Here is a 23,089-nt window from a genome sequence, read left to right on the forward strand (position 1 = left end):
CTGAAGTCGGGCTGGTCCCCGGATAGGTTCTTCCGGCGAGGCCGAACCATCGCGTCGTCAAGGGCACGGCGCGGCGCCGGGGCTCACCGTCGGGGGTGTGTTCGAGCGGTAGGCAGGTTCCGAGTCCAGGCCTCGAGTGAGGGCACGTACTCATGAACAGATCCCGCGTACCCCGATGGGCGATCCGCTCGTCGGCCGCGGTCTTCGCCGCGTTGCTCGTGACGTCCGTGACCGGGGCGTCCGCTGCCGCGCAGGATGTCCCCCTCGCGGACGGCGTCACGCCGGCGAAGATCGACCGTAACGGATTCCAGGGGAAGGTCGAGCCGAAGCTCAAGGCCGCCCAAGGCAAGATCACCGCCTTCGTCGAGCTGGCCAAGCAGCCCGCCGTCGACGCCTTCAACGCCGAGCAGAACAAGGGCGCGGGCAAGGAAAAGGCGAAGAAGGCCGCGAAGGACGCCAAGGCCGACGCCGCCGCGACGGTGAACTCCGTCGTCGGGCAGCTCAAGGCCGCCGACGCCGGCACCCAGCTGGTCACGCAGACCGCCAACGCGGTCGCCGGCGCGGTCGTCACGGCCGACGCGGCGAAGATCCGCGAGCTGGCGAAGCGGCCGGACGTCGTCTCGGTCAAGAAGGTCGTGCCGAAGACCCGCACCAACTCCAGCGCGGTCCAGCTGACCAACACGCTCGCCTCCTGGCAGCAGACCGGCCGCTACGGCGACGGCATCCGCGTCGGCGTGATCGACGACGGCATCGACTACACCCACGCCACCTTCGGCGGCCCGGGCACGGCCGAGGCGTACAAGGCGATCAACCGCGACCAGGCCACCCCCGCCTTCCCGACCGACAAGGTCGTCGGCGGTATCGACCTGGTCGGCGACGCCTACGACTCGGGCAGCGACGACCCGGCCCTCAACACCCCGAAGCCCGACCCCAACCCGATCTCGTGTGGCCACCACGGCACGCACGTCGCGGGCACGGTCGCCGGATTCGGTGTGGACGAAGCGGGCAAGACCTTCACCGGTGACTACAAGAAGCTGAACAAGAAGAAGATCGAAGCGATGCAGATCGGCCCGGGCACCGCGCCCAAGGCCCTGCTGTACGCCATCAAGGTCTTCGGCTGCGACGGCTCGACCAACGTCACCTCGCAGGCGCTCGACTGGTCGCTCGACCCGGACGGTGACGGCGACTTCACCGACCACCTCGACGTGGTCAACCTTTCCCTCGGCGGCGACTTCGCCACCCCGGACGACCCGGACTCCCTGTTCGTGCGCAAGATCGCCGCGAACAACGTCGTCCCGGTGTTCTCCGCGGGCAACGGCGGCGACCTCAACGACGTCGGCGGCGCGCCGGGCAACACGCCCGAGGCGCTGACCGTCGCCAGCAGCCGCGACGCGTCCGTCCTGCGCGACGCCGTCGAAGCCGTCGCTCCCGACGGCGTGAAGGGCGCGAAGACCGGCCAGTTCAGCCAGAACTACGCGACCTACGACACGCTCGACGTCACCGCGCCGGTGGTCACGCTGTCGGCCGACAACGCCGCCGGCTGCAAGCCGTACTCCGAGGCCGACAAGGCCAAGGCCGCGGGCAAGATCGTGTTCCTCGAATGGGACGACAACGACGCGACCCGTGCCTGCGGTTCGGGCGCCCGTTCGAACAACGCGCAGGCCGCGGGCGCCAAGGGCGCGCTGTTCTCGTCCACGCTGGAGCACTTCACGGCGGGTATCGCGGGCAACGCGGCCCTGCCGACGTTCCAGCTGACCGGCAGCGCGACCGCCTCGGTCCGTCCCGCGGTCGCCGCGGGCACGCTGCAGGTCCGCATGACCGGCAAGGGCCGCGTGTCCGTGCCGACCACCGACCAGTCCATTGTGGACACCCCGAGCTCGTTCACCTCGCGTGGCGGGCGTGGCCCGGCCGTCAAACCGGACGTCGCGGCGCCCGGTGACTCGATCGCTTCCGCGCTGAGCGGCAGCGGGGCAGGCCGCCTGGTCATCTCCGGGACGTCGATGGCGGCTCCGCACACCTCGGGTATCACCGCCCTGATCCGTCAGGCGCACCCGGACTGGTCGGTCGAAGAGGTCAAGGCCTCCGTCATCAACACCGCCGGCCACGACATCCGTGACGCTTCGGGCCGGGTCTACGGTCCGCAGCGCGTCGGCAGTGGTCGGATCGACGCGAAGGCCGCGCTGGACAACCAGGTCCTGGCCTACGTCGTCGACAACCCCGGCTTCGTCTCGGTCAACTTCGGCGTCGTCGAAGCGGGCGGCCCGGTCACCCTGACCAAGACGGTCAAGGTGGTCAACAAGGGCATCAAGCCGGTCGAGTACTCGGTGGGCTACGAAGCCGTGAACTCGCTCCCCGGTGTCGAGTACACAGTGGACAAGCCGACGGTGAAGCTGAGCCCGCGCGGTATCGCGCTGGTGAAGGTGACCTTGAAGATCGCCGACCCCAAGGCACTCCGCAAGGTCATGGACCCGACCATGGCGGCGACGCAGGTCGGCCTCGCCCGTCAGTTCGTGGCGGACGCCTCCGGCCGGATCGCGTTCACCCCGAAGAGCGGCACCACCGTTCCGCTGCGGCTCTCGGTGTACTCCGCGCCGAAGCCCGTCTCGTCCATCAACACCCCGGGCAACGTCAACTTCGGCGCCGGCCAGAACCAGGCCGTGCTGAACCTGACCGGCAAGGGCGTGGACCAGGGCTCCGGTGCGCAGCGGTACCGCTCGCTGATCAGCGTGCTCGAACTGCAGGCGGAATCCCCGCAGCTGCCCGAGTGCGACGGCAACGTCACGACCGACTGCACCCTGAACCAGACGGCCAAGGGCGCCGACCTGCGCTACATCGGCGCGGCGTCGACCGCTCCGCTGGCCAAGGCGCAGGGTGAGCCGGAGAACGCGTTGCTGGCCTTCGGTCTCACCACCTGGAGCGACCTGGCCAACCTGGGCAGCAACACCTCGCCGTTCGTGGACATCGACACCACGGGCGACGGGCAGCCGGACTTCGAGACCTATGTGACCAAGGTGACGTCGACCGACGTCCTCGTGGCGGTCACCGTGGCGCTGAAGCCGGGCTTCCCGCAGGTGGACATCCAGCCGGTCAACGGCCAGCTCGGCGACGTCGACACGAACGTGTACGACACCAACGTCGTCGTGCTGCCGGTGAGCATCGCCGCGCTGGGCATCGACCCGAACGCCGCGTCGCACAAGATCAGCTACACGGTCGGGACCTCCGGGTTCTACGCGGCGCCGGGTGCGGACTCGTCGACGATCGACTACGTCGGCACGCCGCTTTCGTTCGACGCCTTGGCTCCCGCGTACTCGGTCCAGGGCGGCGGCGACTCCGCGCTGGGCTACGTCGCGAAGCCGGGCACGGCGCTGGTGGTCAACCGCAACGCGGCCGCGCAGGACACCGTGCTGGGCCTGCTGGCGATCGAGCACCACAACGCCTCGGGCAACCGGGCGAACGTGGTGAAGATCCAGACGAACGCGGGTGGTGGCGACACCGGTGTCGACCGGCCGGGCAACGGCGGGCGGCACACCGGACGTCAGCCGATCGGTGTGGGCTGACGCGATAGTGCGATAACCCGCGTTCGATGAGGTGAGGGACGCCCTGGCGGCATGCTTTGCGCCAGGGCGTCCCTTCTTGTTTTCACTCTTTCGGCTGTCTCGCTCTGTGGGAGGTTCCGGCATAAGGGTGGTGCGGCTACGGCTACCGGGCTACGGCCGGTAACCTTCCGCTGCTGGCGTTTTCTTGCGGATGGGCCATCCGGACTGCCGGTGGCCTGGTCTACGGAGGTGTGTGGATGCGGCTCGCGGTGATCCCAGGAGACGGGATCGGGCCCGAAGTGGTCTCCGAGGCGCTCAAGGTGCTCGGTGAGGTCGTACCGACGGCGGAGATCACGAACTACGACCTCGGCGCCGCCCGGTGGCACTCCACCGGCGAGCTGCTCCCGGAGTCGGTACTCGGTGAACTCCGTCAGCACGACGCGATCTTGCTGGGCGCGGTGGGCGACCCGACGGTGCCGAGCGGCATCCTGGAGCGTGGCCTGTTGCTGCGGCTCAGGTTCGAACTCGACCACCACGTGAACCTGCGCCCCGCCCGGTTGTACCCGGGTGTGCGCGGACCGCTCGCCGAGGCGGGCGAGATCGACATGGTCGTCGTGCGTGAAGGCACCGAAGGCCCGTACGCGGGCAACGGTGGCTTGCTGCGCAAGGACACCGAGAACGAGATCGCGACGGAGGTCAGCGTCAACACGGCGTTCGGCGTCCGGCGCGTGGTGACCGACGCGTTCAACCGGGCCGAGGCGCGGCCCCGCAAGCACCTGACGCTCCTGCACAAGACGAACGTGCTGGAGTACGCGGGCTCGCTGTGGTCGCGGATCGTCGAAGAGGTCTCGCTGGAGCACCCGGAGGTGACCGTCGCCTACTCCCATGTGGACGCCGCGACCATCCACCTGGTGACCGACCCGTCCCGGTTCGACGTCGTGGTGACGGACAACCTGTTCGGCGACATCATCACCGACCTGGCGGCCGCCGTGACCGGCGGCATCGGGCTGGCGGCGAGCGGGAACCTCGACATCACCCGGCGGAACCCGAGCATGTTCGAGCCGGTGCACGGCAGCGCGCCGGACATCGCGGGCCAGGGTCTCGCCGACCCGACCGCCGCGGTGCTGTCGGTCTCGCTGCTGCTCGACCACTTGGGACAGAAGGAGGCGGCGCGCCGGATCGAGGCCTCGGTGGCCTTCGACCTCGCGACCCGCGACCAGGCGTCGCCCGGTGCGACGCACGCGATCGGTGACCGGCTGGCGGCCCTGGTGTCGTCGAACGTGCGCCCGGTCACTCAGTAGTTTCTTCGGGCTGAAGGGGCCCTTCGCCGCATCTCACGCGGTGAAGGGCCCCTTTGCTGCGTCTGATGCGGGGAAAGTCCCCTTCAGCCCTCCCAGGAAGTGGGAAACATCGCCCGGCCTGTGGACGCCCGCCGGACCGTGTGCCATGATGCGTCCGTGACCTCCTGCACCATCATTATCGCCGAGCGCGCCGGATAACAGCTCCACAAGAGCCCCCGGCGCGCAACCTCTCGCACCCATGCGGGAGGTTTTTTTGTTGCCTGAACACGTTTTGCCACCACCACGAGGAGATTCCCGTGACCCGCAAGGAGCCCGCCGATACACCGCTCGGCGACGCTTTCCACCTTTACGACACGACGTTGCGCGACGGCGCGCAGCGTGAGGGGATCTCCTACTCCGTCACGGACAAGCTGGCGGTGGCGAGGCTGCTCGACGATCTCGGGGTCGGGTTCATCGAAGGCGGATGGCCGGGCGCGCTGCCCAAGGACACGGAATTCTTCGCCCGCGCCGCTTCGGGCGAACTGAAGCTGCGCCACGCCGCGCTCGTCGCCTTCGGCGCGACGCGGAAGGCCGGCGCCAAGGCCGAGCAGGACCAGCAGGTGCGGGCCCTGCTCGATTCCCAGGCACCGGTGGTCACCCTGGTGGCCAAATCGGACTTACGTCACATCGAGCGCGCGCTGCGGGTCGATGTCGGCGAAGCGTGCGAGATGGTGCGCGACACCGTCGCGTTCCTCGTCGGCGAAGGACGCCGCGTCTTCCTTGACGCGGAACACTTTTTCGACGGCTACGCGTTCTCCCCGGACACCGCGCTGAAGGTGCTCGACGCGGGAGTGAACGCGGGCGCCGACGTCGCCGTGCTGTGCGACACCAACGGCGGCCAGCTGCCGCTCGGCCTCGCGGAAACCGTCCGCGAGGTCAAGGAAAGGACCGGATTCCGGCTCGGAATCCATTGTCAGGACGACACTTCCTGCGCGGTGGCGAATTCCGTCGCCGCCGTGCAGGCCGGCGTGACGCACGTCCAGTGCACCGCCAATGGTTACGGCGAACGGGCGGGTAACGCCGATCTGTTCGCCGTGACGGGAAATCTGGTGACCAAGCTCGGTATGGAGGTGCTCCCGACCGGAGGCGCCGCCGAGCTCACCCGGGTCTCCCATGCCCTTGCCGAAATCGCGAACATCGCCCCCTACACCCACCAGGCTTACGTAGGGGCGTCGGCCTTCGCCCACAAGGCGGGACTGCACGCGAGCGCGATCAAGGTGGATCCGTTGCTGTACAACCACATCGATCCAGCTTCGGTCGGCAATGACATGCGGGTACTGGTCACCGAGATGGCCGGCAGGGCCAGCCTGGAGCTCAAGGGACGTGAGCTCGGGGTCGACCTTGCCGGCCAGCCCGAGGCGCTGACGAGCGCCGTGAAGAAGGTGAAACGCCTCGAATCCGAAGGCTGGTCCTTCGAAGCCGCGGACGCTTCGCTGGAACTGCTGCTGCGGCGGGAGGTCGACGGCCCGCAGAGCGACGTCCTCGACGAACCGCCGTTCGAACTCGAGTCGTACCGGGTCGTCCTGGACCACCGGTCCGACGGCGAGGTCGTCTCCGAGGCGACGGTGAAGGTGCACGTCGCCGGCCGGCGGGTGATCGCGACCGCCGAGGGCAACGGCCCCGTGCACGCGCTCGACGCCGCCCTGCGCGAGGCGCTCAGCCCGCATCTGTCCTGGTTGGACAGTGTGGAGCTGGCCGACTACAAGGTGCGGATCCTGCCCGGCCACCCGGGCACCGACGCCGTCACCCGCGTGCTCGTCCAGACCAGCGACGGCGAGCGCGAGTGGACCACCGTCGGCGTGCACGGCAACATCGTCGAGGCGAGCTGGCTGGCGCTGTGCGACGCGCTCGTGCACAAGTCCCTCAGGGAGGGCCCGGCGTGAGGAGTCGTACAGTGGGGGAGTGCGTCTAGCCCGAATTGCTCATCCCGGTGGTGTCGCGTTCGCTTCGATCGAAGGGGACGGCGACGACGCCCAGGTACTGGAAATCGCCGAGCACCCCTTCGGCAACCCCAACTTCACCGGCAAACGCTGGCCGCTCGCCGACGTCCGGCTGCTCGCGCCGATCCTGCCGTCGAAGGTGATCGCGGTCGGCCGTAACTACGCCAAGCACGCGGCCGAGTTCGGCAACGAGGTCCCGCAGGACCCGATGCTGTTCATCAAGCCGTCGACCACGGTGATCGGGCCGAACGTGCCGATCCGCCGCCCGCGCGGCGTCGGCCGTGTCGACTTCGAGGGCGAACTGGCGATCGTCATCGGCCAGCCGGTCAAGAACGTGCCCGCCGCCCGCGCGGCGAGCGCGATCCTCGGCTACACGGTGGCGAACGACGTCAGCGCGCGTGACCTGCAGAAGTCCGACGGCCAGTGGGGCAGGGCGAAGGGTTTCGACACCTTCTGCCCGCTGGGCCCGTGGATCGAGACCTCGCTCGACGCGGCCGATCTCGCGCTCAGGTCCGAGGTGGACGGTGTCCTCAAACAGGACGGCCGGACGTCGGACCTGGTGCACAAGATCCCCGAGCTGGTCGAGTTCGTGTCCGGCGTGATGACCCTGCTGCCCGGCGACGTCATCCTGACCGGCACGCCCGAGGGCGTCGGCCCGATCGAGGACGGCCAGTCGGTCTCGATCACCATCGACGGCATCGGCACCCTGACGAACCCGGTTCAGGACATCTAGCGCGCGATGAACGGGCCGGTCCTTTCGCAAGGACCGGCCCGTTCACGCGTTCAGCTCCCGGCCGGCTCCATCGCCCGCCGCGCGAACGCCGGGGCGTGCTCGGGCCGCAGCCCCAGCCCCAACAGCCGTGCGGGGACATAGGACAGCACGGGGAACCGGCTGAACAGCTTCACCATCGGCGCGGGCGGGCCGTTGCGCTTGCCCGCCATCACCGGCCCCATGACGTTCTTGTGCAGCATCCGCTGCAGCCCCTGCACCAGCATCGTGGGCGCGAGACGGCGCTTGCGGACCTTCGCCAGCTCCGCCACCGACGGCCTGCCCCGTCGCAGTGGTTCGGCGAGCAGGGTGGCGGCCGCGACCGCGTCCTGCACCGCGAGGTTGATCCCGACCCCGCCGACCGGCGACATCGCGTGCGCCGCGTCACCGATGCACAGCAGCCCGTCGAGGTGCCACTTCCGCAGCAGGTTCATCTTGACGTCGAGGAACTTGACGTCGTCCGTCGTCTTCAGCTCGTCCACGCGGTCGGCCAGCTCGGGCAGGATCGCGGCGACGTTCTCCCGGAACGCTTCGATGCCCTGGTCGCGCAGGTCCTGGCCCTTGGGGCTGAGGTAGGCGATCTGGAAGTAGCCCTTGCGGGGCAGCGGCACGGCGAAGCGGCGATCCCGCATTGTCGGAGTCAGTACGCCCTCGCGTTCGCCGTCCCGCCGTGAGATCCGGAACCACCACGCGTCGAACGGGATGGGGTAGTCCTTCGTCATCAGCCCGGCCTCGCGGCGGGCCAGCGACCAGCGTCCGTCGGCGGCGATCACCAGGTCGGCGCGTAGTTCGCCGGTCTTCCCGTCGGCGTCGCGGTAGCGGACACCGCTCACCCGGCCGTGTTCGAAGATCAGCCCGGTCATCTCGGTGCTCTGCCGCAGCGTGAACGTGGGTTCCTTCGCGCCGGCGTCGGCGAGCAGGTCCAGGAAGTCCCACTGCGGGACCATCGCGATGTACGGGTGCGCCACCTTCAGCCTGGTCAGGTCGGCGAGGCGCATCATCGTGCCGTCCTCGGCGGGGAAGCCGGCGTAGGCGATCTGGCTGTGCGGCAGGCTCAGGAACTTCTCGCTCAGGCCCAGCTCGTCCAGCAACGTCAACGTCGACGGGTGCACGGTGTCGCCGCGGAAGTCCCGCAGGAAGTCCTCGTGCTTCTCCAGCACGGTGACCTCGACCCCGGCCCTGGCCAGCAGCAATCCGGCGACCATCCCCGCGGGGCCACCGCCGACGACCACGCAGTTCGTACGTTCGTTCATCCGTCCCACCCCTTCGAACCCTTATTCATCACTTGTTGAATAAGCTCAGGATGCACCCCCGCGACGGGCGCGTCAAGCGCCATCCGGGCGGATACGCTGTTCGGGGTATGGCGCAGGTCTCACCGGACCGTGTGAGCCGGACGGCGGTCGGGCTGAATGTCCAAAAAGGACATGAGGGTGCGCGACCGTCCCGGAAGGACGACGATCGCGGAAAAGCCCTTGTGGACGGTCTTGCGACTCAAGCCGGGTAAGGATTTCGTTGTCATCACGGGGTGTGCGCGCCGCGAATCGGATGGGGCGCCGCGTATCGACATTTCACCCGGCCGCTCGCGTTAGCCGTTGTCCGGTAACTAAAACACGTCATCTCACCAACTGGGAGTAGAGTGCCCGCGCCGGAACAGAGCAGCCTTAATCACCTCATCGGCAGAGTCGCGATCGCGCTGAGTGCCCTAGCCTCACTTGGTGGATTTCGCTCTCGTGCCCCGGACCTCGTCACGAACCACGCCGGACGCTCCGGACGGAGCCCCGTGGGAGCCCCCGGAGTTACGGTTGGTGTGCCTCGACATCGATGACACGTTGATCGACTGCACGGCGGCGATCCGGCTCAGCCTGCGCGCCCTCACCGGCCAGAACGACCTTTGGCCGCTGTGGGATCTCATCACCGAAGAGCATGTCGCGCTGGTGGTCGCGGGCGAAATCGATTACGCGACCATGCATTACAAGCGTACGGAATGCTTCCTCGCCGAGATCGGCATTTTGGCCGACGAAGACCAGGTCAGCGGCTTCGAAAGACGCCGCCGTGAAATTCTCACCCATTCGTGGCAATTGTTCGAAGATGTCCTCCCATGCCTGGAATGGCTGCGGGCCGCCGGCGTTCTCGTCGCCGCGGTCACGAACGCCTCGGGCGCGCATCAGCGCAAGAAGATCGCCGACCTCGGCCTCGCCCGGTTCTTCGACCACGTGGCCATCGCCGGTGAACTCGGAGTAGCCAAACCCGACCCGGCGATGTTCCACTCGGTCTGCCTCGGCCTCGGCTGCGACCCGGCGCAGGCCGTCCACGTCGGCGACAAACTCGACACCGACGCGATCGGCGCACGCGACGCCGGCCTGGGCGCCGTCTGGCTCGACCGTGACGGCATCGCCGAGCGCGCCCCGGCGGGCGTGCACACCATCTCGGGCCTCGACGAGCTGCCTGAGCTGCTCGTTTCCGAGTTCGCGAAGCTCGGCGTGCCCGCTCAGCGCGCTACCGAGACCCCCGCTTTCACGGTGCGGAACGGCGTGCTCTAGTATTCTTTCTCGTGCGGCACCGAGCCGGTCAAGATCGGAACGGTACCTCACTGGGGTATGGTGTAATTGGCAGCACGACTGGTTCTGGTCCAGTTAGTCTAGGTTCGAGTCCTGGTACCCCAGCTGGAGAACTCTCCGGAGTGAACACAGAGTGACCCCCCTGCGAAGGCGGGAAACCCGGTCTGGTAAGTTTCTCCACAGCAACACAGCAGGTGAACAACTGAAAATCTCCTCCCAGAGGAGAGAGATCCTAGCCCCCGTCGTCTAGCGGCCTAGGACGCCGGCCTCTCACGCCGGTAGCGTGGGTTCGAATCCCATCGGGGGTACGTACAGCTACCACGCAAAAAGCGTCGATCATTCTGATCGGCGCTTTTTGCTATTTCAGTAGCCGACATGGCGTCTGTGATCCTTTCTCCTGCTTCCGCTATCGAGGGCACTTGATCTGCTGGCAGTTTAACCCCGATCGTCACGACGTCGCCGAGGCCGTTTAACTGCACGGTGAGTTGTGTCACCTCGAAGAGTGTCTGTAGCAGGGACTGTGGAGCCCTGGCCAAGTTGACCCGCAAGTAAGGGACGGCGTCCAGAAGGCTCAGGTCCGAGGGTGTGGGTGGTGCTGGAGTCTCGATGTCTTGCGCGTCCAGCTGAACCATCTCGGCTTGAACGGTGTTCTTGTTCGCCGCCAGTTCGTTGTAGTTCTGCCTCAGCGCCTTCGCGAAGGGGTCATCGGGTGCGCCGTCTTGGGCTTGGCGGAGCAGGGCTTCCTGTTTGCGCTCGATGTCGGCGAGCTGTCGTTGTAGACGCTCTCGGTCCTCAGCGCGTGCTCGTGCGGCAGTGTCGTCCACAGTGGCCAGGTCGGCTTCCAGAATGGACGTACGGTCAGGTCCGAAGATCCGGTCGGCGAAAAAACGTCCGACCGCGTCTAGAAGTTCGTCTTCGCGAATCCGGACCGCGGTGGGCAGATCGGCGTGAGGGTCGGCGACGCCGCGGTTGTTCTTTCTGGGCCAGCACAGGTAGTACGTCGGCCGTCCCTTCCGGGAGTCGCCGATCATGCGGCGTCCGCAGCTGTGGACGACCCGTCCACGGAACAGGTACGTGCGGTTGGTCTGCGGGTGTTGATTGGTGGTCCCGTCGGCCCGTGAACCGCGTCGTGCCGTCCGACGGCCGGTGAGTTCGTCGAACATCCACTTGGGCACCAGCGGCTCGTGAACAGGCTTCGGTGACCAGACCCACTTGTACGGCTCGTTGACCTTGCCCCGCCGGGACTTCGTGGCTCGGCGGTTGAAGACCTGGTAGCCGGTGTACTTGGGGTTGGTGGTGATGCCGTGCACCGAGCTCTTGCCCCAGAAGCCGCGAGTGCGTGCCTTGCTGGGCGCGGTCGGTGGCGGGTAGCGCTCGAGATCGGCGTTCAGCAGGTCTGCGATGGTCTCGCAGCCGAGACCGTCGTAGTACCGCCAGTGGAAGATCTGCGTGACGGTCTCGGCGCGTCGGCCGTCCGGTTCGAGACGAGACTTGGTCTTCCCCTTGTCGGCCTTCGTCGGGTTGGGATGCGGAAGCACCTTGGCCTTGTAGCCGTACGGTGGCTTGCCGATGTTCCAGCCGTCTCGGACGTGTGTGCAGAGCCCGCCCCAGGACTGCTCCAGGGTGTTGAGGACCTCATACTCGGCGATGGACTGGTTGATACGGCGCTGGAGGACGCGCTGCGCGCGGCTGCCGGACAACGTGATGGGCTCGTTCGACGCGAAGAGAGGCACATCCGCGCGCTCGAGTTCACGCTCGATGGACAGTCCCTCGAACGCCCGGCGCGCGACACGGGAAATCCCCTCGCAGATCACCACGTCGAACGCCCGAGTGTGACCAGGGGCTTCCTTGAGCAGGTCGCTCACGCCACCCGCTCGAGGGATCGGGATGTCGAAGCGCTCGTAGTCTGTACCGCGGCCTCGGTTGTCCAGGGCAAGCCGACCGGACTCGACGTCGTAGAAGTGAGCCACGATCACCCATGAGTCGGGTATCGCGGCCTTGCAGTTGGCGAGCTGGCGCAGCATCGACTGGCGAGGATCCTGCAGATCCTCGGTGGATGTCCGGCCGAGGAAGGCCACCCGGACTTCGTCGCGGAGCAAGGCTGCGGGCATGCCCAGGGGCGATACGGCGTAGTCGGACAGCCCGGAAGGCCCGGAGACGTAACTGCCGGGCGCCGGAGGATCGTTCACTTGCTCGAAGGTTGTCATGTAGGCGGTTCGTCCTCGGGACTTGCTGGGCCGGACTGGTGCGCGGCCCACTGGAGTAGCTCGCTGATCGCGGCGTTGAGCCGCCTGCGAAGACGATCGCCCGGGACACCCGAAATTGTTGTGCCGTAACCAGAATAGCGGCGATCGCCAGATTTGAGACGTTGATCGTAGCACCAAACGAGCCCGTCGCTTCGCCCTTCCGACGGCTCAGGAGCGACCGCGCTGTCCCCAGAAGTATTCATCCAGTCCACCCCGAACTGCCGAGACCTGCCTCGGTCAACGGCGAGACTTCGCCGCCGCGGAGAGACGGAACGACGAATCGAAAGAGATCGACCGAGACATGTATTTTCGGTCGCCGCTCGAATTCACCGATCGGTCGACGGCAAGGTGTACGCCGCGCGAGACGCCTATCGAGACTGGCCGAGACCTCGTCTCGTTCGGCTGGAAGAGCAGCGAGACTCAGCGGTGGCTCTCGTCTCGCGAGGTTGCCCTCTCCGCTGGCGGCCCTAGCGCGGAAGTGTTCGGTGCGAGGGGGCGCACTCCGATCAGGTGAAAGTCGGCTTGCCCCAGAGCCGGGGCAAGGTTCTGAGCCAGGGAAAGGGCGAGGGGCGGTTTCGAGCCTCGTGGCGATCTTGCCGCCGCTCGAAGGGCCACCACGATGTCCGCCACCTCCAGCCCGCTCACCGTGCTCCAACGCCAGTTCGCTGACCCGAAGTCGCGCTCGCGGTTCGACACCGCCCTCTGTTCCTGGGCGGCGCAGGACCCAGCGTTGGCAGACCTTGGTAGTCACGAGCGGCTTTCGGAAGCCCTCGCCAGCCGTGACTACGCGCGTCACGACGAAGTTCTGTACGCGCTGTTGCAGCGGGCCGCGCTCGCTGGAGCCCAAGGCGTCGTCGCTGGGGAAATCGTGCTGAACGCCATGTTGCCCGCGGTGCCAGGCATCGTCGGCCGCGTCGTCCGGGCGAGCCGGGCTGCCATCGGCACTTTCGGCGCGCGCCGCGGCATAACCGGAGGCGGAGTCTCGGCGAACGAAGCCAACGCCGATGTCCAGGCCGCGGCCATCGGTCACCTCTGGGAGCAGATTCGCTGCTACCCGCTTCGACGACGACACCACGTCGCGGCCAACCTGGTCTTCGACACCCAAAGGGCCGCGCTTCGCGCACTCGGTGTCGACATCACGCAGGCTGCCGCCGAAGTCGTGAACATGGACGATGTCGCGGTGCACCAGCCGCCGGCCGAGAAGGACGCGTCGGAGGAGTTGCTGGAGCTGCTGTCATGGGCGGTTGAGCAGCGATGGCTCGACGAACAGGAAGCGGCGATCCTGACCGCTCGGTACTTCGGCGAGCAGATGGGCCGGGACGGAGTCGCGACCGACCGGCAGCTCGGGGCGCTGTTCGGCGTGAGCCAGCCGACGGCGACGCGGAGGCGGAATCGAGCGCTCGACGCGTTGGCAGAGGCTGGTCGTGAATGGCAACGCGCCGGCCGAGGGTGAATCAAAGGCCGGCGGGCCAAGCGTGTCTTGAGCACCTCGATCCGTCAGATCTCAGGGAGTTTCCGTGACCGGATCCCGTGCCGACCTCGCCCCCGGCGAACTGCTCATCGCCCATGCCCGTGTTCGAGCGCGGGACCTGGGCCGCCGGCTCGAGTCGACGATGGTCGATCGGCAGCTGTACGACGAGCTCCGGCGGTTCCTCGACGAGGTCGGATTCCCAGCTTGTGATGCCCTCGACGTGCTCGCCGGTTCTGGTGATCGGGAGCTGCGCAAACGCCTGCACCAGGTGCTGGGCATCGAGGCGTAGTGATGAAGCGTCGCGAGAGTCGAATCGTGCAAGCGATCCCCGATGCTCAACTGGAGTCCGTGGTCCACACCGCGGCTCGAAGGGTCGGCCGGGCGCTGGGGTGGTGCCTGATCATCGCGAGCCCACTGGCCGTGATCGTGGGCTTGGTGGTGCTGCGGCCGACGGCGCCTTCTGAAGCCCCGAGGCCGGAGCAGCAGTTCGCGACTGCAGAGCCGCAGGGCTGGGCGGAGATGTACGTACGGTCATGGCTCTCGGCCAACCGTGACGACTCCGGTGGGCTGGAGGCCTTCTACCCGGCGGGGATGAAGTCGACGCGTGCGGTCGGCACGCAGATCCCGGTCGATACCAGCACGTTGTCGGTGGTATCGCCGCGACCGGGCGCGTGGTCGGTGCTCGTCGCGGCCAACGTCTTGGTCCAGCAGCCCGACGGCAAGCATCGAGCGAGGCTGGCCTGTGCCGTGGTCAGTCTTGTCGGGAGTGCAGAAGGATATGTCGCTACGTCGCTTCCGGCACCGGTGGCGTGTCCGCGCACGCTCGCCGCGGTCGATCTCGATTACCCGGAGTCCGCGGAGCTGAACGGGCCGATCGGTCAATCCGTGCACGGCTTTCTGGTCGCCTACCTGGCCGGTCGAGGGGAGCTGAGTCGCTATATCGCGCCAGGGACGAACGTCGGCGCGATTGCACCGCCGTTGTACGCCGAGCTCCAGCTGCTTGACCTGCGTACACACGAGCCGTTCGAGCCCGGCCAGGCGGCCCGGCCGCTGGACGAGACCGAGGTTCATACAACCGCTCGAGCCTGGGGATATGACGTCCTTGGGCAGGTCACCACGATCGACTACGCCCTCACTCTCGTCGCGCGGGCAGGTCGCTGGGAAGTCAGCCGAATCGACCCCGCTCCGCTTCTGGCCGGAGAATAGGAGACGAGATGTCGACCTTTGTGCTCGCAGCCGACGTCAAGACCTGGATCGACACCAACCTCGCCTGGGGAGATCAGGCCGTTCGCCGCCTGATCCTGCTCGCGGCCGTCGTCGGTGGTATCGGTCTGCTGATCGGGACACGGGGCAACTTCACCCGCTCGATCAAGTACGGCGTGATCGCCGCGATCTTCCTCGGCATTTTGCTCAACCTCGATGGTGTGTCGGGCATGTTCGGCGCCTGGTTCACGAAATGACCGCGCAGCGCACGCGCGGTGATGTCCTAGTTGGACGGTCGTACACGAGGTCGCGCAGGTTTCCGCGGATGTTCGGGCGGATGCCGGGCAGGGACGGCGGATACCTGCCTGGTGGGCCGTACACGCTCACTCAAGGCGTGGTCTTCCTCGTCCTCCTGCTGGTCGTGTGGAAGCTGCCGCTCCTGGACTGGCTGGGCCCAGCGCGCTGGGGTGTGCCGCTGTCCGCGATCGCCGTCCGCCGCGCACGGATCGAATCGCGGACGCCGGCTAGCTGGCTGGTCGGCCTCGTAGCGCATCTGCTCGCGCCGTCTTCGGGAATGCTCGCAGGTCGGGCCTACCGGCCGGAGCGTCCGGTGTCGTGCACGCCGCGGTTCCACCTGCATGGTGTGGATGTAACTGTGGATAACTCACACTTGCCTGTGGATAGCGGACCGCCGAGGTCGTCACTGCAGCGGCTGCTCGCTGGAGTCCGGTGATGGAGAATCAGATCCAGGACATCAGCGGCAATCTGTTGTTTTGCGCGGACGGGTCGGTCTGGGCGGTATGGCGAGCACATCCGCGGGAAAGCGCTCGCTCGACGGGAAAGCAGCTGCATGAGCTGTACAACCGCACCGTCACGTTCATGAAGTCCCTGCGCGGCGAGGTGATGCTGGCGTCGCTGTGTGAACAGGTCCAGCCTCACGCGATCATCCGGCGCTGCCTCGGCGGTATCGACCTCGATGAGAACCCGCACTGGGCGGAGACTGTGCACAACGCCTGGGACCAGCTCGACGACCTGGACGTGCTCGGCCGCAGCTACTGGATCGCCAAACCTCTCGCCGGCACCGGCTGGCGCGACGGAGGCCGTGCCCTGCTGCGAGCCGCGGGAGCGGCACTGAGCGCAGGCCTCGGTCTCCCGCCGCGACCCGTGTCGCCTCAAGCTGTCTCTGAGGCACAGGACCTTGCGCGCGTTATCGAGCACGACCTCGGCGGCGCGATCCCACTTCGCCCCGCGACCGAAGCCGAACTGCTGTGGTGGTTGTGCCGCGCTCCGGTCAGAGGCGTTCGCGAGCCTCAGCTCGAACGCGCGTCGACCGTGCACAACACCGGCGCCACCCTGTCACGCGGCCGAAGCCGTGCTCGGCTTGTGACGTTGCGCGGGACCGTGTTCGACGAAGGCGGCCGCAGCGACGAAGGCAGGCGTCTGGGAAACCCACTACAGGTCCTGAACAAGCGGTTCCTCAAGTGCGTCACACCCGACGACGATGGACTCGTCGAGAGCTACCAGGCCAATCTCGTACTCGCGGAGATGCCCCGCGCCTTCACCTTTCCTGGGCACGAGATCTTGTCGCGACTGGCGAACATCGGCTTCGGAGTCGACTACGCGCTGCGCATCGCGGCGAAGACGAACGACGAGGCTCGTGCGGCCAACCGGCGCCGCACCCGCGACCTGATGAGCCAGGACGACGAACACGGTGGAGACACCGCGGGTGTACCGGCCGACGTTCACTCCGCCCAGGAGGAGATCCAGCACAAGAACGCCCGCCTCGGCGCGAGCACCACCGAAATCGAACTCGAGGTCGGCGTCGTCGCCTGCGTGTGGGGTGCCACCGCCGACGAGTGCGACGCACGGGCCAAGACGTTGCGGCAGATGTTCTTGGGCGGCGAGTACAAGTGGGAGAGGCCGCTCGGTGGACAGAAGCAGCTCTATCAGGCGCTGCTTCCCGGCTACCGGACACCACTCGTCGTCCGAGAATGCAGCCAGAACCTCCTCGCCAGCGACTGCGCGATGCTGCTCCCGATGTCGTCCGCCGAGTTCGGCGACCCCAGCGGCGCCCTGTTCGGCATGGTCCTGGACGGCGGCGCGATCACCCCGTTCCTGCTCGACCCGACCTATGGACCCACCCACGACTCGTCCGGAGGCGTCGCGGTGATCGGCGAACTCGGCTCCGGGAAATCGGTCGTACTGAAGAACCTCGCCGCAGTCGTCCGGCTGATGCTCGACGGCCGCGTGATCGCCATCGACCGCACCCGGAGCCGCGAATGGGCGCCGGTCGCGAAAGCACTCCCGGGCAACTGCCAAGTGGTCGACATCGTCGACCCCACTCTCGACAGCGAACGCGCCGCGGACACCGAGCTCCGGCACTCCTGCGACCCCCTCCGAGTCTTCCACGGCAAGACGAAGTCCAGCACCGGCATCGCCGAAACCTTCTTCGCCTCCTGGCTGGACCTGGAATCCAACTCGGCCGAACGCGACGCGCTCGGCCGCGCCCTCGACCAGGTCAGCGGCTCGACCGCGTCCAGCAACGCCCTCATCGACGTCCTCGCCGACCACGGCGCCACGGACCCAGCGTCTCGAGGCCTCGCCGACCGACTGCGGCGCCTTCGCCGTGATCCGATCACCCGCCCGATCTTCGATACCGAGCTTGAGCCCGTCGACCTGCTCGCTGCGGACATGGTGGTCTTTTGCACCAACGAAGTCCCGCTCCCGAACACCCTCGAGATGAGCAGCGAGCGCATGGCCGCCCGCATCCCGCCGAGGAAGCTCTTCGGCCGTGCCTTCCATCTGCTGATCGCGGCGATCGCCAAGGAGATCTGCTTCGGAACCCAGCGATGGGGCCAATTCATCTGCGATGAGGCTTACAACGTCACCGGCACACCCGAGGGACAGCAGATCGCCTTGGAGTTCGTCCGGGATGGGCGCAAGCACGGCGCCGACGCCGCCTTCGGCTCGCACTCCGAAAGCGACCTCGGTGACGAAGTCCTCCGCGGCCTGATCGCCGTGCGGATGCTCGGCCGCCACCGTGACGGCGGTCTCGCCCGACGCGGGCTGGCGTGGCTCGGCGTCGACGCCGCCGATACCCGCTACCAGGAGATCGTCACCAAAGATCTATCACCGCTCAACCCCGCAGGCGGCGACGAAGAACGCGGAGCGCGCGCCGGGGAGTTCCTGGTCCGCGACCACGCCGGCCGGGTCGGCAAGGTCAAGATCTTGACCCAGCCCTACCGGACGCTGCCTCAAGCCGTTCTCACCACGCCCACCGTCCGGCGGTCCTGAATCAAACCCGCTGGTACGCGCCATGTCTCGGACACCACCGGCGCGACCCCGGGAGACGTTCATGACGGTCAACGCGCGTGCCGCGAAACCTCTCGCGTTCGCCACCATCGTGCTTGTCCTACTGCTCGGCAACGCCGCGCCCGCCACTGCTCAAGCCGTCCCGCTGCCACCGAACGAACCACGGCCGTGCCAGCCGTACCCGTTGTGCCTTGTCGTTCCCGATCCCCGCGCTCCACAGCCGAATCCACCGAGCTTGGACCATCCCGATCCGGATGCGCCGACCCTGCCCTTGCGGGACGACCCCGGGCACGCCGCCCACCTCAAGGGCATGTTCACCATCGACGACGGCTACGGCCGCGACCTGCGCAACTACGACCTCTTCGCCAACCTGCCCTCGCTGATCAGCAACCCCATGCCGACGATCTGGCTCTGGCTGGCGAACATGGGCTTCGCCGTCGGCAAGTACGCACTCGGCTTCTCCGTCTGGTTCACCGAATGGTCCATGACCGCCGGCGTGGTCGACTGGATCAAGGCGCCCGCGCAGGACCTCGAGAAGATCTGGCAGACGACGATCATTGGCGGGCTGAAGCTCCGAGAGCTGGCTCTCTTGATCGCGACCGGCTACCTCGGCCTGCTGTTCGTGCGCGGCCTCACCACCCGAGCCTGGCGCGAGACCGTGTCCACGATCGCGGTCAACGTCCTGGCCATCGCGATCATCACCCATCCCGTCGACTTACTCGTCGGCGACGGGGGAGTGCTCAGCCTCAGCCGAGACCTCGGCGCCGACGTCAGCGCCGTGATCATGGGCAAGCAACCCGGCGGCACCGGCAATCCCGCCGCGCCGATCGGGCAAGCCCTCATCGACAACCTGCTCATCGCGCCGTGGGAGACGCTCAACTACGGGACTCCGGTCTCCGGCAGGCAGGGCACGGGCGCCTGCCAGTACTCGATCAAACAGATCCTCGACCAGGGCCCCTGGTCCGGCAAAGACAGCACCCCGGCCCGCGTACTCGCCGGTTGTCCCAGCGAGTACGGCAAGTACAACGAGGTCGCCGATGGCGACCGCATGCTCGGGGCGTGGGAGTACGCCGTCGCGATGATCCTGTTCGCGATCCTCACCATCTGCCTCAACGCGATCCAGATCCTTGCCCCGTACTTCCTGCTCTTCGAAGGCCTCCTGCTCAGCCTGGCCCTGATCGCGGCCCTGATCCCGACACTGCAGCACCAGCTGGCCTACCGCATCAGCTCGATCGCCGGAACCATCGCCAAGCTGCTGATGGGCATATTCTTCATCGCCGTCATGACCGTGCTGCTGCGGTCGCTCATGCTCGCCGACCTCGGCCCACAGCTGGTCAAGTTCGCCGTCATCGACATCGTCGTGTTCTCCGGCTTCCTGTTCCGCAAGCGGCTCATGGCGAACATTCAGCGGATCCGGTCCAACGTCAATTCCGGTGTCCAGCGGCTCGGCAGGCCACGGAGCGGGCCGAAATCCATGCCCTTGCCCGTCGTCGAGCCTGGGCCGCATCGGATCAGCCGGACGATCAAGACCGGTGCCGGTGCCTTCACTGAGGCCATCGCCCCGGCGAACTACCTGAAGAACCGGCTGGTGACCGCGGGTAAAATGGGCGGGAAGGCTGGCAGCAAGGCCGTCTCGTTCACACTGGGTGCTCCGGTGTCCTGGCCTGCGGCCGCGAATCGCGCGCATACCGCCCTCACCGCACGGGGCACCGCGGCCAAGACAGCACTCGGGCGCAAGGCGAGCGCCGTGAAGGCCTACACCTCCACGTACGCTGGAAATCTCGGTGCCGCCGCAAGCCCCTTAGTTAATGTCGCGACCACCGCGGCGTCGGTACTCGGCAGCCGCCGTTCAGCCGGTGAGTCGCCAGCTGCGCCTCAGCCACCCGCCAGGATTTCGGCCACGCCCGAATTCACCGGCACCGACCTCGCGGCTTCCGCTGCCGCGGGGAGAAGGGCACGCGGCCAGAGCCCAGTCCCGGAACCGACTGCGCTGCCGCCTGGGATGTTGCCGATCACGCCGACGTGGTCGCAGCGTTTGCGTACGCGGTTGAACGAGCATCGGTCATGAACCCGCTGCTTGCACTCCAAGTCGCCGAGCACGTCCGCAACGAGGTCCGCGAACATCCGAAACGGTGGGGCTGCCTTGCTCTCTTTCTCCTGTTCGGACCTGCCATCGCCTGCGTACTCGTAGCCGTCCTGATCATCGTCGTCATCGCCGGGGGAGCAGACGGATCTAGCCCGGCGCCAGGACACGTACCCGGCCTCCCGGGCGTCATGCTCACCGCCTACCAACAGGCGTCCCAGCGCATCGGCGGCATTCGCCCTGCCTGCGCTGGGATGCGCTGGTCGATCCTCGCAGGCATCGCCGAAGTCGAATCCCGCCACGCGTCCGGACGGACGATCGCACCCAACGGGGACATCACGCCACCGATCCTCGGCCCACCTCTCGACGGCAGCGGCGTCGGAGGCAACCGCACTCCCATCCGAAATCCCGACGGAACCTTCGCCCGCGCCGTCGGCCCGTTCCAGTTCCTTACGACCACCTGGGCCGGCGTCGAACAGGACGGCAACGACGATGGCGCCCGAAACCCGCACAATGCCTTCGACGCCGCTCTCGGCGCGGCGGCGTACCTCTGCGGAACCGGGCCTCGGAACTTGAAGGACCAGGCCCAGCTACGCGCCGCGCTATTGCGGTACAACGCCAGCCAGAACTACGTCACCCAGGTCCTCGCCAACATCGAGCGATACGACGCGGTTGACCTCCGGCCTGTCGTCAGCGCTTCCGGGGCAGCGAAGATCGTGATTGACGCCGCGATGTCGCAGCTCGGTGTGCCGTACGCCTGGGGCGGTGGCACGGCTGCTGGGCCGAGCCGCGGGATCCGGGACGGTGGCGTCGCCGACCGGCACGGGGACTACAACAAGACTGGCTTCGACTGCAGCGGTCTTGTTCTCTTCGCCTACGCGAAGGTCGGTATCACCTTGCCGCACAACAGCAGGGCTCAGTTCGCGATCGGTGCCCCCTTGTCGAAAGAATCAGGCCTAGCAGCACTTATGCCAGGTGATCTTGTTTTCTACAGTCCTGGTCTCATTCACCACGTTGGCATCTACCTGGGTGACGGCAGGATGATCAATGCGCCGTACTCCGGGGCTGCGGTTCGACTCGACACCATCGATCTTGGTGAGTACGTAGGAGGAAGGCGGCTGCTATAGCCGTCGAGCTCGACGTGATGTGATGGGCGATCTGCTGCCTCGCGTGTGGTGCCGTAGATTGCGTCTGGTGTGGCAGTACGCCTTGTGGGGTCTGATCGGTGCCGCGACCAACCGTGCCGTGCTGTTCCTGGAAGCATGCCATCGTGTCAAGGGCTGGCCTTGGGCTCGGCCGAGGGGTCCTGGGGGCGGCGTTTACGGGGTGTCGATCGTCCTGCACCTCGGTATCGCTACGGCGACCGCCGCTGCGCTTGCCACGACCGAGATCGTCGCCAATGGGTTTGTCGCTTTTGGGATAGGAGCTGCGGCGCCTGTCGTGGTGAAGAAGGTTGCGAGGTACGCGGAGGCGATCATCCCTGATGGCGAGGGCGATGGTCGGCAACCTCGGGATCGAGGTGACAACGATGCCTCGTGACGGAGTGGGTCGTAGGCTCTTGTCTGCCATCGCGGACTCCTCGGCCGCTTTCAGCCACTCGCCAACTGCGGAGCAAGGTGGGCGTGGCAGGCGGCTTTTAGCAGCGTTCGCGGACTCTCCTGCCGCTTTCCGCAACGGAGGTGACTACGACACGTTCGTTTCGGGACTGCCGGCGCAGCCCCGGTTCCGCTATGGCATGTACAAGCGAAGTAGGTCGAACATCACGCGAACTGTGTTGACGCTCGGCGGCACTATCGGGTTGGTCGTGCTGGTTGCGTCCCTGTGGGGCCGCACCGCGCTGTTCGTTGGCCTCGGAATCGCGCTGCTGTTGACGGGTTACGCGTACTACAGCTCCAACAGGCTTGTGCTGAAGGCGATGCGAGCTCGACCTGTCTCACAGCCCGAGCAACCTGTCCTCTACCGCATCGTCAAGGAACTTGCCCTGGCGGCACGCCAACCCATGCCACGGATCTACGTCAGTCCAACAATCGCGCCGAACGCCTTCGCGACTGGCCGCACTCCGAGAAACGCCGCAGTGTGCTGTACCGCAGGCATTCTGGAATTGCTGGACGAACGTGAGCTACGTGCGGTCCTTGGACATCAGCTGGCTCGTATCTACAACCGCGATACTCTGCTGCTGTCCATCGCTGGGGCGTTGTCCGGCACCGTCAGCCTGATCGGCATCCTGGGCTATACCGCTCCGATCGTGGCGGACGATGACCAGCCGAACCCGCTCGCTGTCTTGTTCATGGCCATCCTGGGGCCGGTGGCCGCCATCTTCGTACGTGTTCCGGTGAGCAGTTCCATCTATCAGCATGCGGACGCGGACAGTGCGGATCTCACGGATGATCCCTTGGCGTTGGCCTCGGCGTTGCGAAAGCTGGAGACCGGCGTAAAGGCCGCGCCGCTTGCGCCGGAGGCCGCTATCGTCACCCAGGCTCACCTGCTCATGGTCAATCCTTTCCGGGACGGCGATGGAATATCCCGGCTGTTCCTCAGGCACACTCCGATAGCTGATCGCGTCCGTTTCCTGGAGGAGATGGCTGAGCGCGGTTGACCTCAACGGGCATGCCTGCCCGTTAGGGCCGCTCG

General features: G+C 67.0%; 17 protein-coding genes, 2 tRNA genes and 1 pseudogene. 18 read left to right on the forward strand and 2 right to left on the reverse strand.

The features are described 5' to 3' along the window. The first annotated feature begins 152 nt into the window (after positions 1-152). The 4 genes from MJQ72_RS18405 (at position 153) to MJQ72_RS18420 (ending at position 7,549) form a co-directional block, all read left to right on the forward strand. Positions 153-3,557 carry a S8 family serine peptidase gene (locus MJQ72_RS18405; RefSeq protein WP_240600568.1) on the forward strand — a complete coding sequence of 1,135 codons (3,405 nt, stop codon included), beginning with the start codon at positions 153-155 and terminating at the stop codon, positions 3,555-3,557. A gap of 236 nt (positions 3,558-3,793) precedes the next feature. Continuing rightward, positions 3,794-4,837 (forward strand): 3-isopropylmalate dehydrogenase, encoded by a 1,044-nt coding sequence (locus MJQ72_RS18410; RefSeq protein WP_007031599.1) that lies wholly within the window; start codon positions 3,794-3,796, stop codon positions 4,835-4,837. Positions 4,838-5,133: 296 nt separating this feature from the next. After that, positions 5,134-6,759, forward strand: coding sequence for a citramalate synthase (gene cimA, locus MJQ72_RS18415; RefSeq protein WP_240600569.1), 1,626 nt, complete (start codon positions 5,134-5,136; stop codon positions 6,757-6,759). Between the two features lie 19 nt (positions 6,760-6,778). Further along, positions 6,779-7,549, forward strand: coding sequence for a fumarylacetoacetate hydrolase family protein (locus tag MJQ72_RS18420; protein WP_240600571.1), 771 nt, complete (start codon positions 6,779-6,781; stop codon positions 7,547-7,549). Between the two features lie 50 nt (positions 7,550-7,599). On the opposite strand, the gene MJQ72_RS18425 is transcribed toward MJQ72_RS18420, so the two are convergent. Beyond that, entirely contained in the window at positions 7,600-8,838 is a 1,239-nt protein-coding gene (locus tag MJQ72_RS18425) for an FAD-dependent oxidoreductase (protein WP_240600573.1), read from the reverse strand. 552 nt (positions 8,839-9,390) lie between these two features. Here MJQ72_RS18425 and MJQ72_RS18430 point away from each other — a divergent pair. From MJQ72_RS18430 to MJQ72_RS18440, 3 genes are all read left to right on the forward strand, one after another. Next, positions 9,391-10,125 carry an HAD family hydrolase gene (locus MJQ72_RS18430; RefSeq protein ID WP_240601360.1) on the forward strand — a complete coding sequence of 245 codons (735 nt, stop codon included), beginning with the start codon at positions 9,391-9,393 and terminating at the stop codon, positions 10,123-10,125. A gap of 51 nt (positions 10,126-10,176) precedes the next feature. Next, positions 10,177-10,248 (forward strand) — tRNA-Gln (locus MJQ72_RS18435). A gap of 130 nt (positions 10,249-10,378) precedes the next feature. Then, positions 10,379-10,451: transfer RNA gene (locus tag MJQ72_RS18440), tRNA-Glu, on the forward strand. A gap of 645 nt (positions 10,452-11,096) precedes the next feature. Here the strand turns inward: MJQ72_RS18440 and MJQ72_RS45090 are convergent. Further along, positions 11,097-11,681, reverse strand: a pseudogene (locus MJQ72_RS45090) (recombinase family protein); the annotation flags it as partial. On the opposite strand from MJQ72_RS45090, the gene MJQ72_RS18450 reads away from it, so the two are divergent. The 11 genes from MJQ72_RS18450 (at position 11,580) to MJQ72_RS18500 (ending at position 23,054) form a co-directional block, all read left to right on the forward strand. Beyond that, positions 11,580-12,125 (forward strand): hypothetical protein, encoded by a 546-nt coding sequence (locus MJQ72_RS18450; RefSeq protein WP_240600574.1) that lies wholly within the window; start codon positions 11,580-11,582, stop codon positions 12,123-12,125. The pseudogene MJQ72_RS45090 and the gene MJQ72_RS18450 sit on opposite strands and share 102 nt — an antisense overlap. 883 nt (positions 12,126-13,008) lie before the next feature. Further along, a complete protein-coding gene (locus MJQ72_RS18455) occupies positions 13,009-13,842 on the forward strand; it encodes a transposase family protein (protein WP_240600576.1) in 834 nt (277 codons plus the stop codon). A 64-nt stretch (positions 13,843-13,906) separates the two neighbouring features. Continuing rightward, positions 13,907-14,149: a hypothetical protein gene (locus MJQ72_RS18460; protein ID WP_240600578.1), complete on the forward strand. Its 243-nt coding sequence runs from the start codon at positions 13,907-13,909 to the stop codon at positions 14,147-14,149. A gap of 2 nt (positions 14,150-14,151) precedes the next feature. Continuing rightward, the gene (locus MJQ72_RS18465) at positions 14,152-15,066 is read left to right on the forward strand and encodes a conjugal transfer protein (protein ID WP_240600580.1); all 915 of its coding nucleotides are present in this window, start codon (positions 14,152-14,154) and stop codon (positions 15,064-15,066) included. An 8-nt stretch (positions 15,067-15,074) separates the two neighbouring features. After that, a complete protein-coding gene (locus MJQ72_RS18470) occupies positions 15,075-15,320 on the forward strand; it encodes a hypothetical protein (RefSeq protein ID WP_034315664.1) in 246 nt (81 codons plus the stop codon). A gap of 80 nt (positions 15,321-15,400) precedes the next feature. Next, positions 15,401-15,796, forward strand: a complete 396-nt coding sequence (locus MJQ72_RS18475; protein ID WP_240600582.1) for a hypothetical protein — start codon at positions 15,401-15,403, stop codon at positions 15,794-15,796. Next, the gene (locus tag MJQ72_RS18480) at positions 15,796-18,357 is read left to right on the forward strand and encodes an ATP-binding protein (RefSeq protein ID WP_240600584.1); all 2,562 of its coding nucleotides are present in this window, start codon (positions 15,796-15,798) and stop codon (positions 18,355-18,357) included. Before MJQ72_RS18475 ends, MJQ72_RS18480 begins: the two co-directional genes overlap by 1 nt. A gap of 61 nt (positions 18,358-18,418) precedes the next feature. Then, the gene (locus MJQ72_RS18485; protein ID WP_240600586.1) at positions 18,419-20,443 is read left to right on the forward strand and encodes a hypothetical protein; all 2,025 of its coding nucleotides are present in this window, start codon (positions 18,419-18,421) and stop codon (positions 20,441-20,443) included. After that, entirely contained in the window at positions 20,440-21,585 is a 1,146-nt protein-coding gene (locus MJQ72_RS18490) for a bifunctional lysozyme/C40 family peptidase (RefSeq protein ID WP_240600588.1), read from the forward strand. The genes MJQ72_RS18485 and MJQ72_RS18490 overlap by 4 nt, the downstream gene beginning before the upstream one ends. Before the next feature lie 22 nt (positions 21,586-21,607). Next, entirely contained in the window at positions 21,608-21,997 is a 390-nt protein-coding gene (locus MJQ72_RS18495; RefSeq protein WP_240600590.1) for a hypothetical protein, read from the forward strand. 196 nt (positions 21,998-22,193) lie between these two features. Further along, the gene (locus tag MJQ72_RS18500) at positions 22,194-23,054 is read left to right on the forward strand and encodes a M48 family metalloprotease (protein WP_240601361.1); all 861 of its coding nucleotides are present in this window, start codon (positions 22,194-22,196) and stop codon (positions 23,052-23,054) included. The last annotated feature ends 35 nt before the right edge of the window (positions 23,055-23,089 follow it).

This window comes from Amycolatopsis sp. EV170708-02-1, from assembly GCF_022479115.1.
Lineage (GTDB): Bacteria > Actinomycetota > Actinomycetes > Mycobacteriales > Pseudonocardiaceae > Amycolatopsis.

Excerpts from the sequence above, each read along its gene's own strand:
- MJQ72_RS18465 (WP_240600580.1), top strand. The coding sequence starts at position 14,152 with ATGAAGCGTCGCGAGAGTCGAATCGTGCAAGCGATCCCCGATGCTCAA.
- MJQ72_RS18485 (WP_240600586.1), top strand. The coding sequence starts at position 18,419 with ATGACGGTCAACGCGCGTGCCGCGAAACCTCTCGCGTTCGCCACCATC.
- MJQ72_RS18455 (WP_240600576.1), top strand. The coding sequence starts at position 13,009 with ATGTCCGCCACCTCCAGCCCGCTCACCGTGCTCCAACGCCAGTTCGCT.
- MJQ72_RS18495 (WP_240600590.1), top strand. The coding sequence starts at position 21,608 with ATGGGCGATCTGCTGCCTCGCGTGTGGTGCCGTAGATTGCGTCTGGTG.
- MJQ72_RS18480 (WP_240600584.1), top strand. The coding sequence starts at position 15,796 with ATGGAGAATCAGATCCAGGACATCAGCGGCAATCTGTTGTTTTGCGCG.
- MJQ72_RS18490 (WP_240600588.1), top strand. The coding sequence starts at position 20,440 with ATGAACCCGCTGCTTGCACTCCAAGTCGCCGAGCACGTCCGCAACGAG.
- MJQ72_RS18475 (WP_240600582.1), top strand. The coding sequence starts at position 15,401 with ATGCCGGGCAGGGACGGCGGATACCTGCCTGGTGGGCCGTACACGCTC.
- MJQ72_RS18470 (WP_034315664.1), top strand. The coding sequence starts at position 15,075 with ATGTCGACCTTTGTGCTCGCAGCCGACGTCAAGACCTGGATCGACACC.
- MJQ72_RS18425 (WP_240600573.1), bottom strand. The coding sequence starts at position 8,838 with ATGAACGAACGTACGAACTGCGTGGTCGTCGGCGGTGGCCCCGCGGGG.
- MJQ72_RS18500 (WP_240601361.1), top strand. The coding sequence starts at position 22,194 with ATGTACAAGCGAAGTAGGTCGAACATCACGCGAACTGTGTTGACGCTC.
- MJQ72_RS18405 (WP_240600568.1), top strand. The coding sequence starts at position 153 with ATGAACAGATCCCGCGTACCCCGATGGGCGATCCGCTCGTCGGCCGCG.
- MJQ72_RS18410 (WP_007031599.1), top strand. The coding sequence starts at position 3,794 with ATGCGGCTCGCGGTGATCCCAGGAGACGGGATCGGGCCCGAAGTGGTC.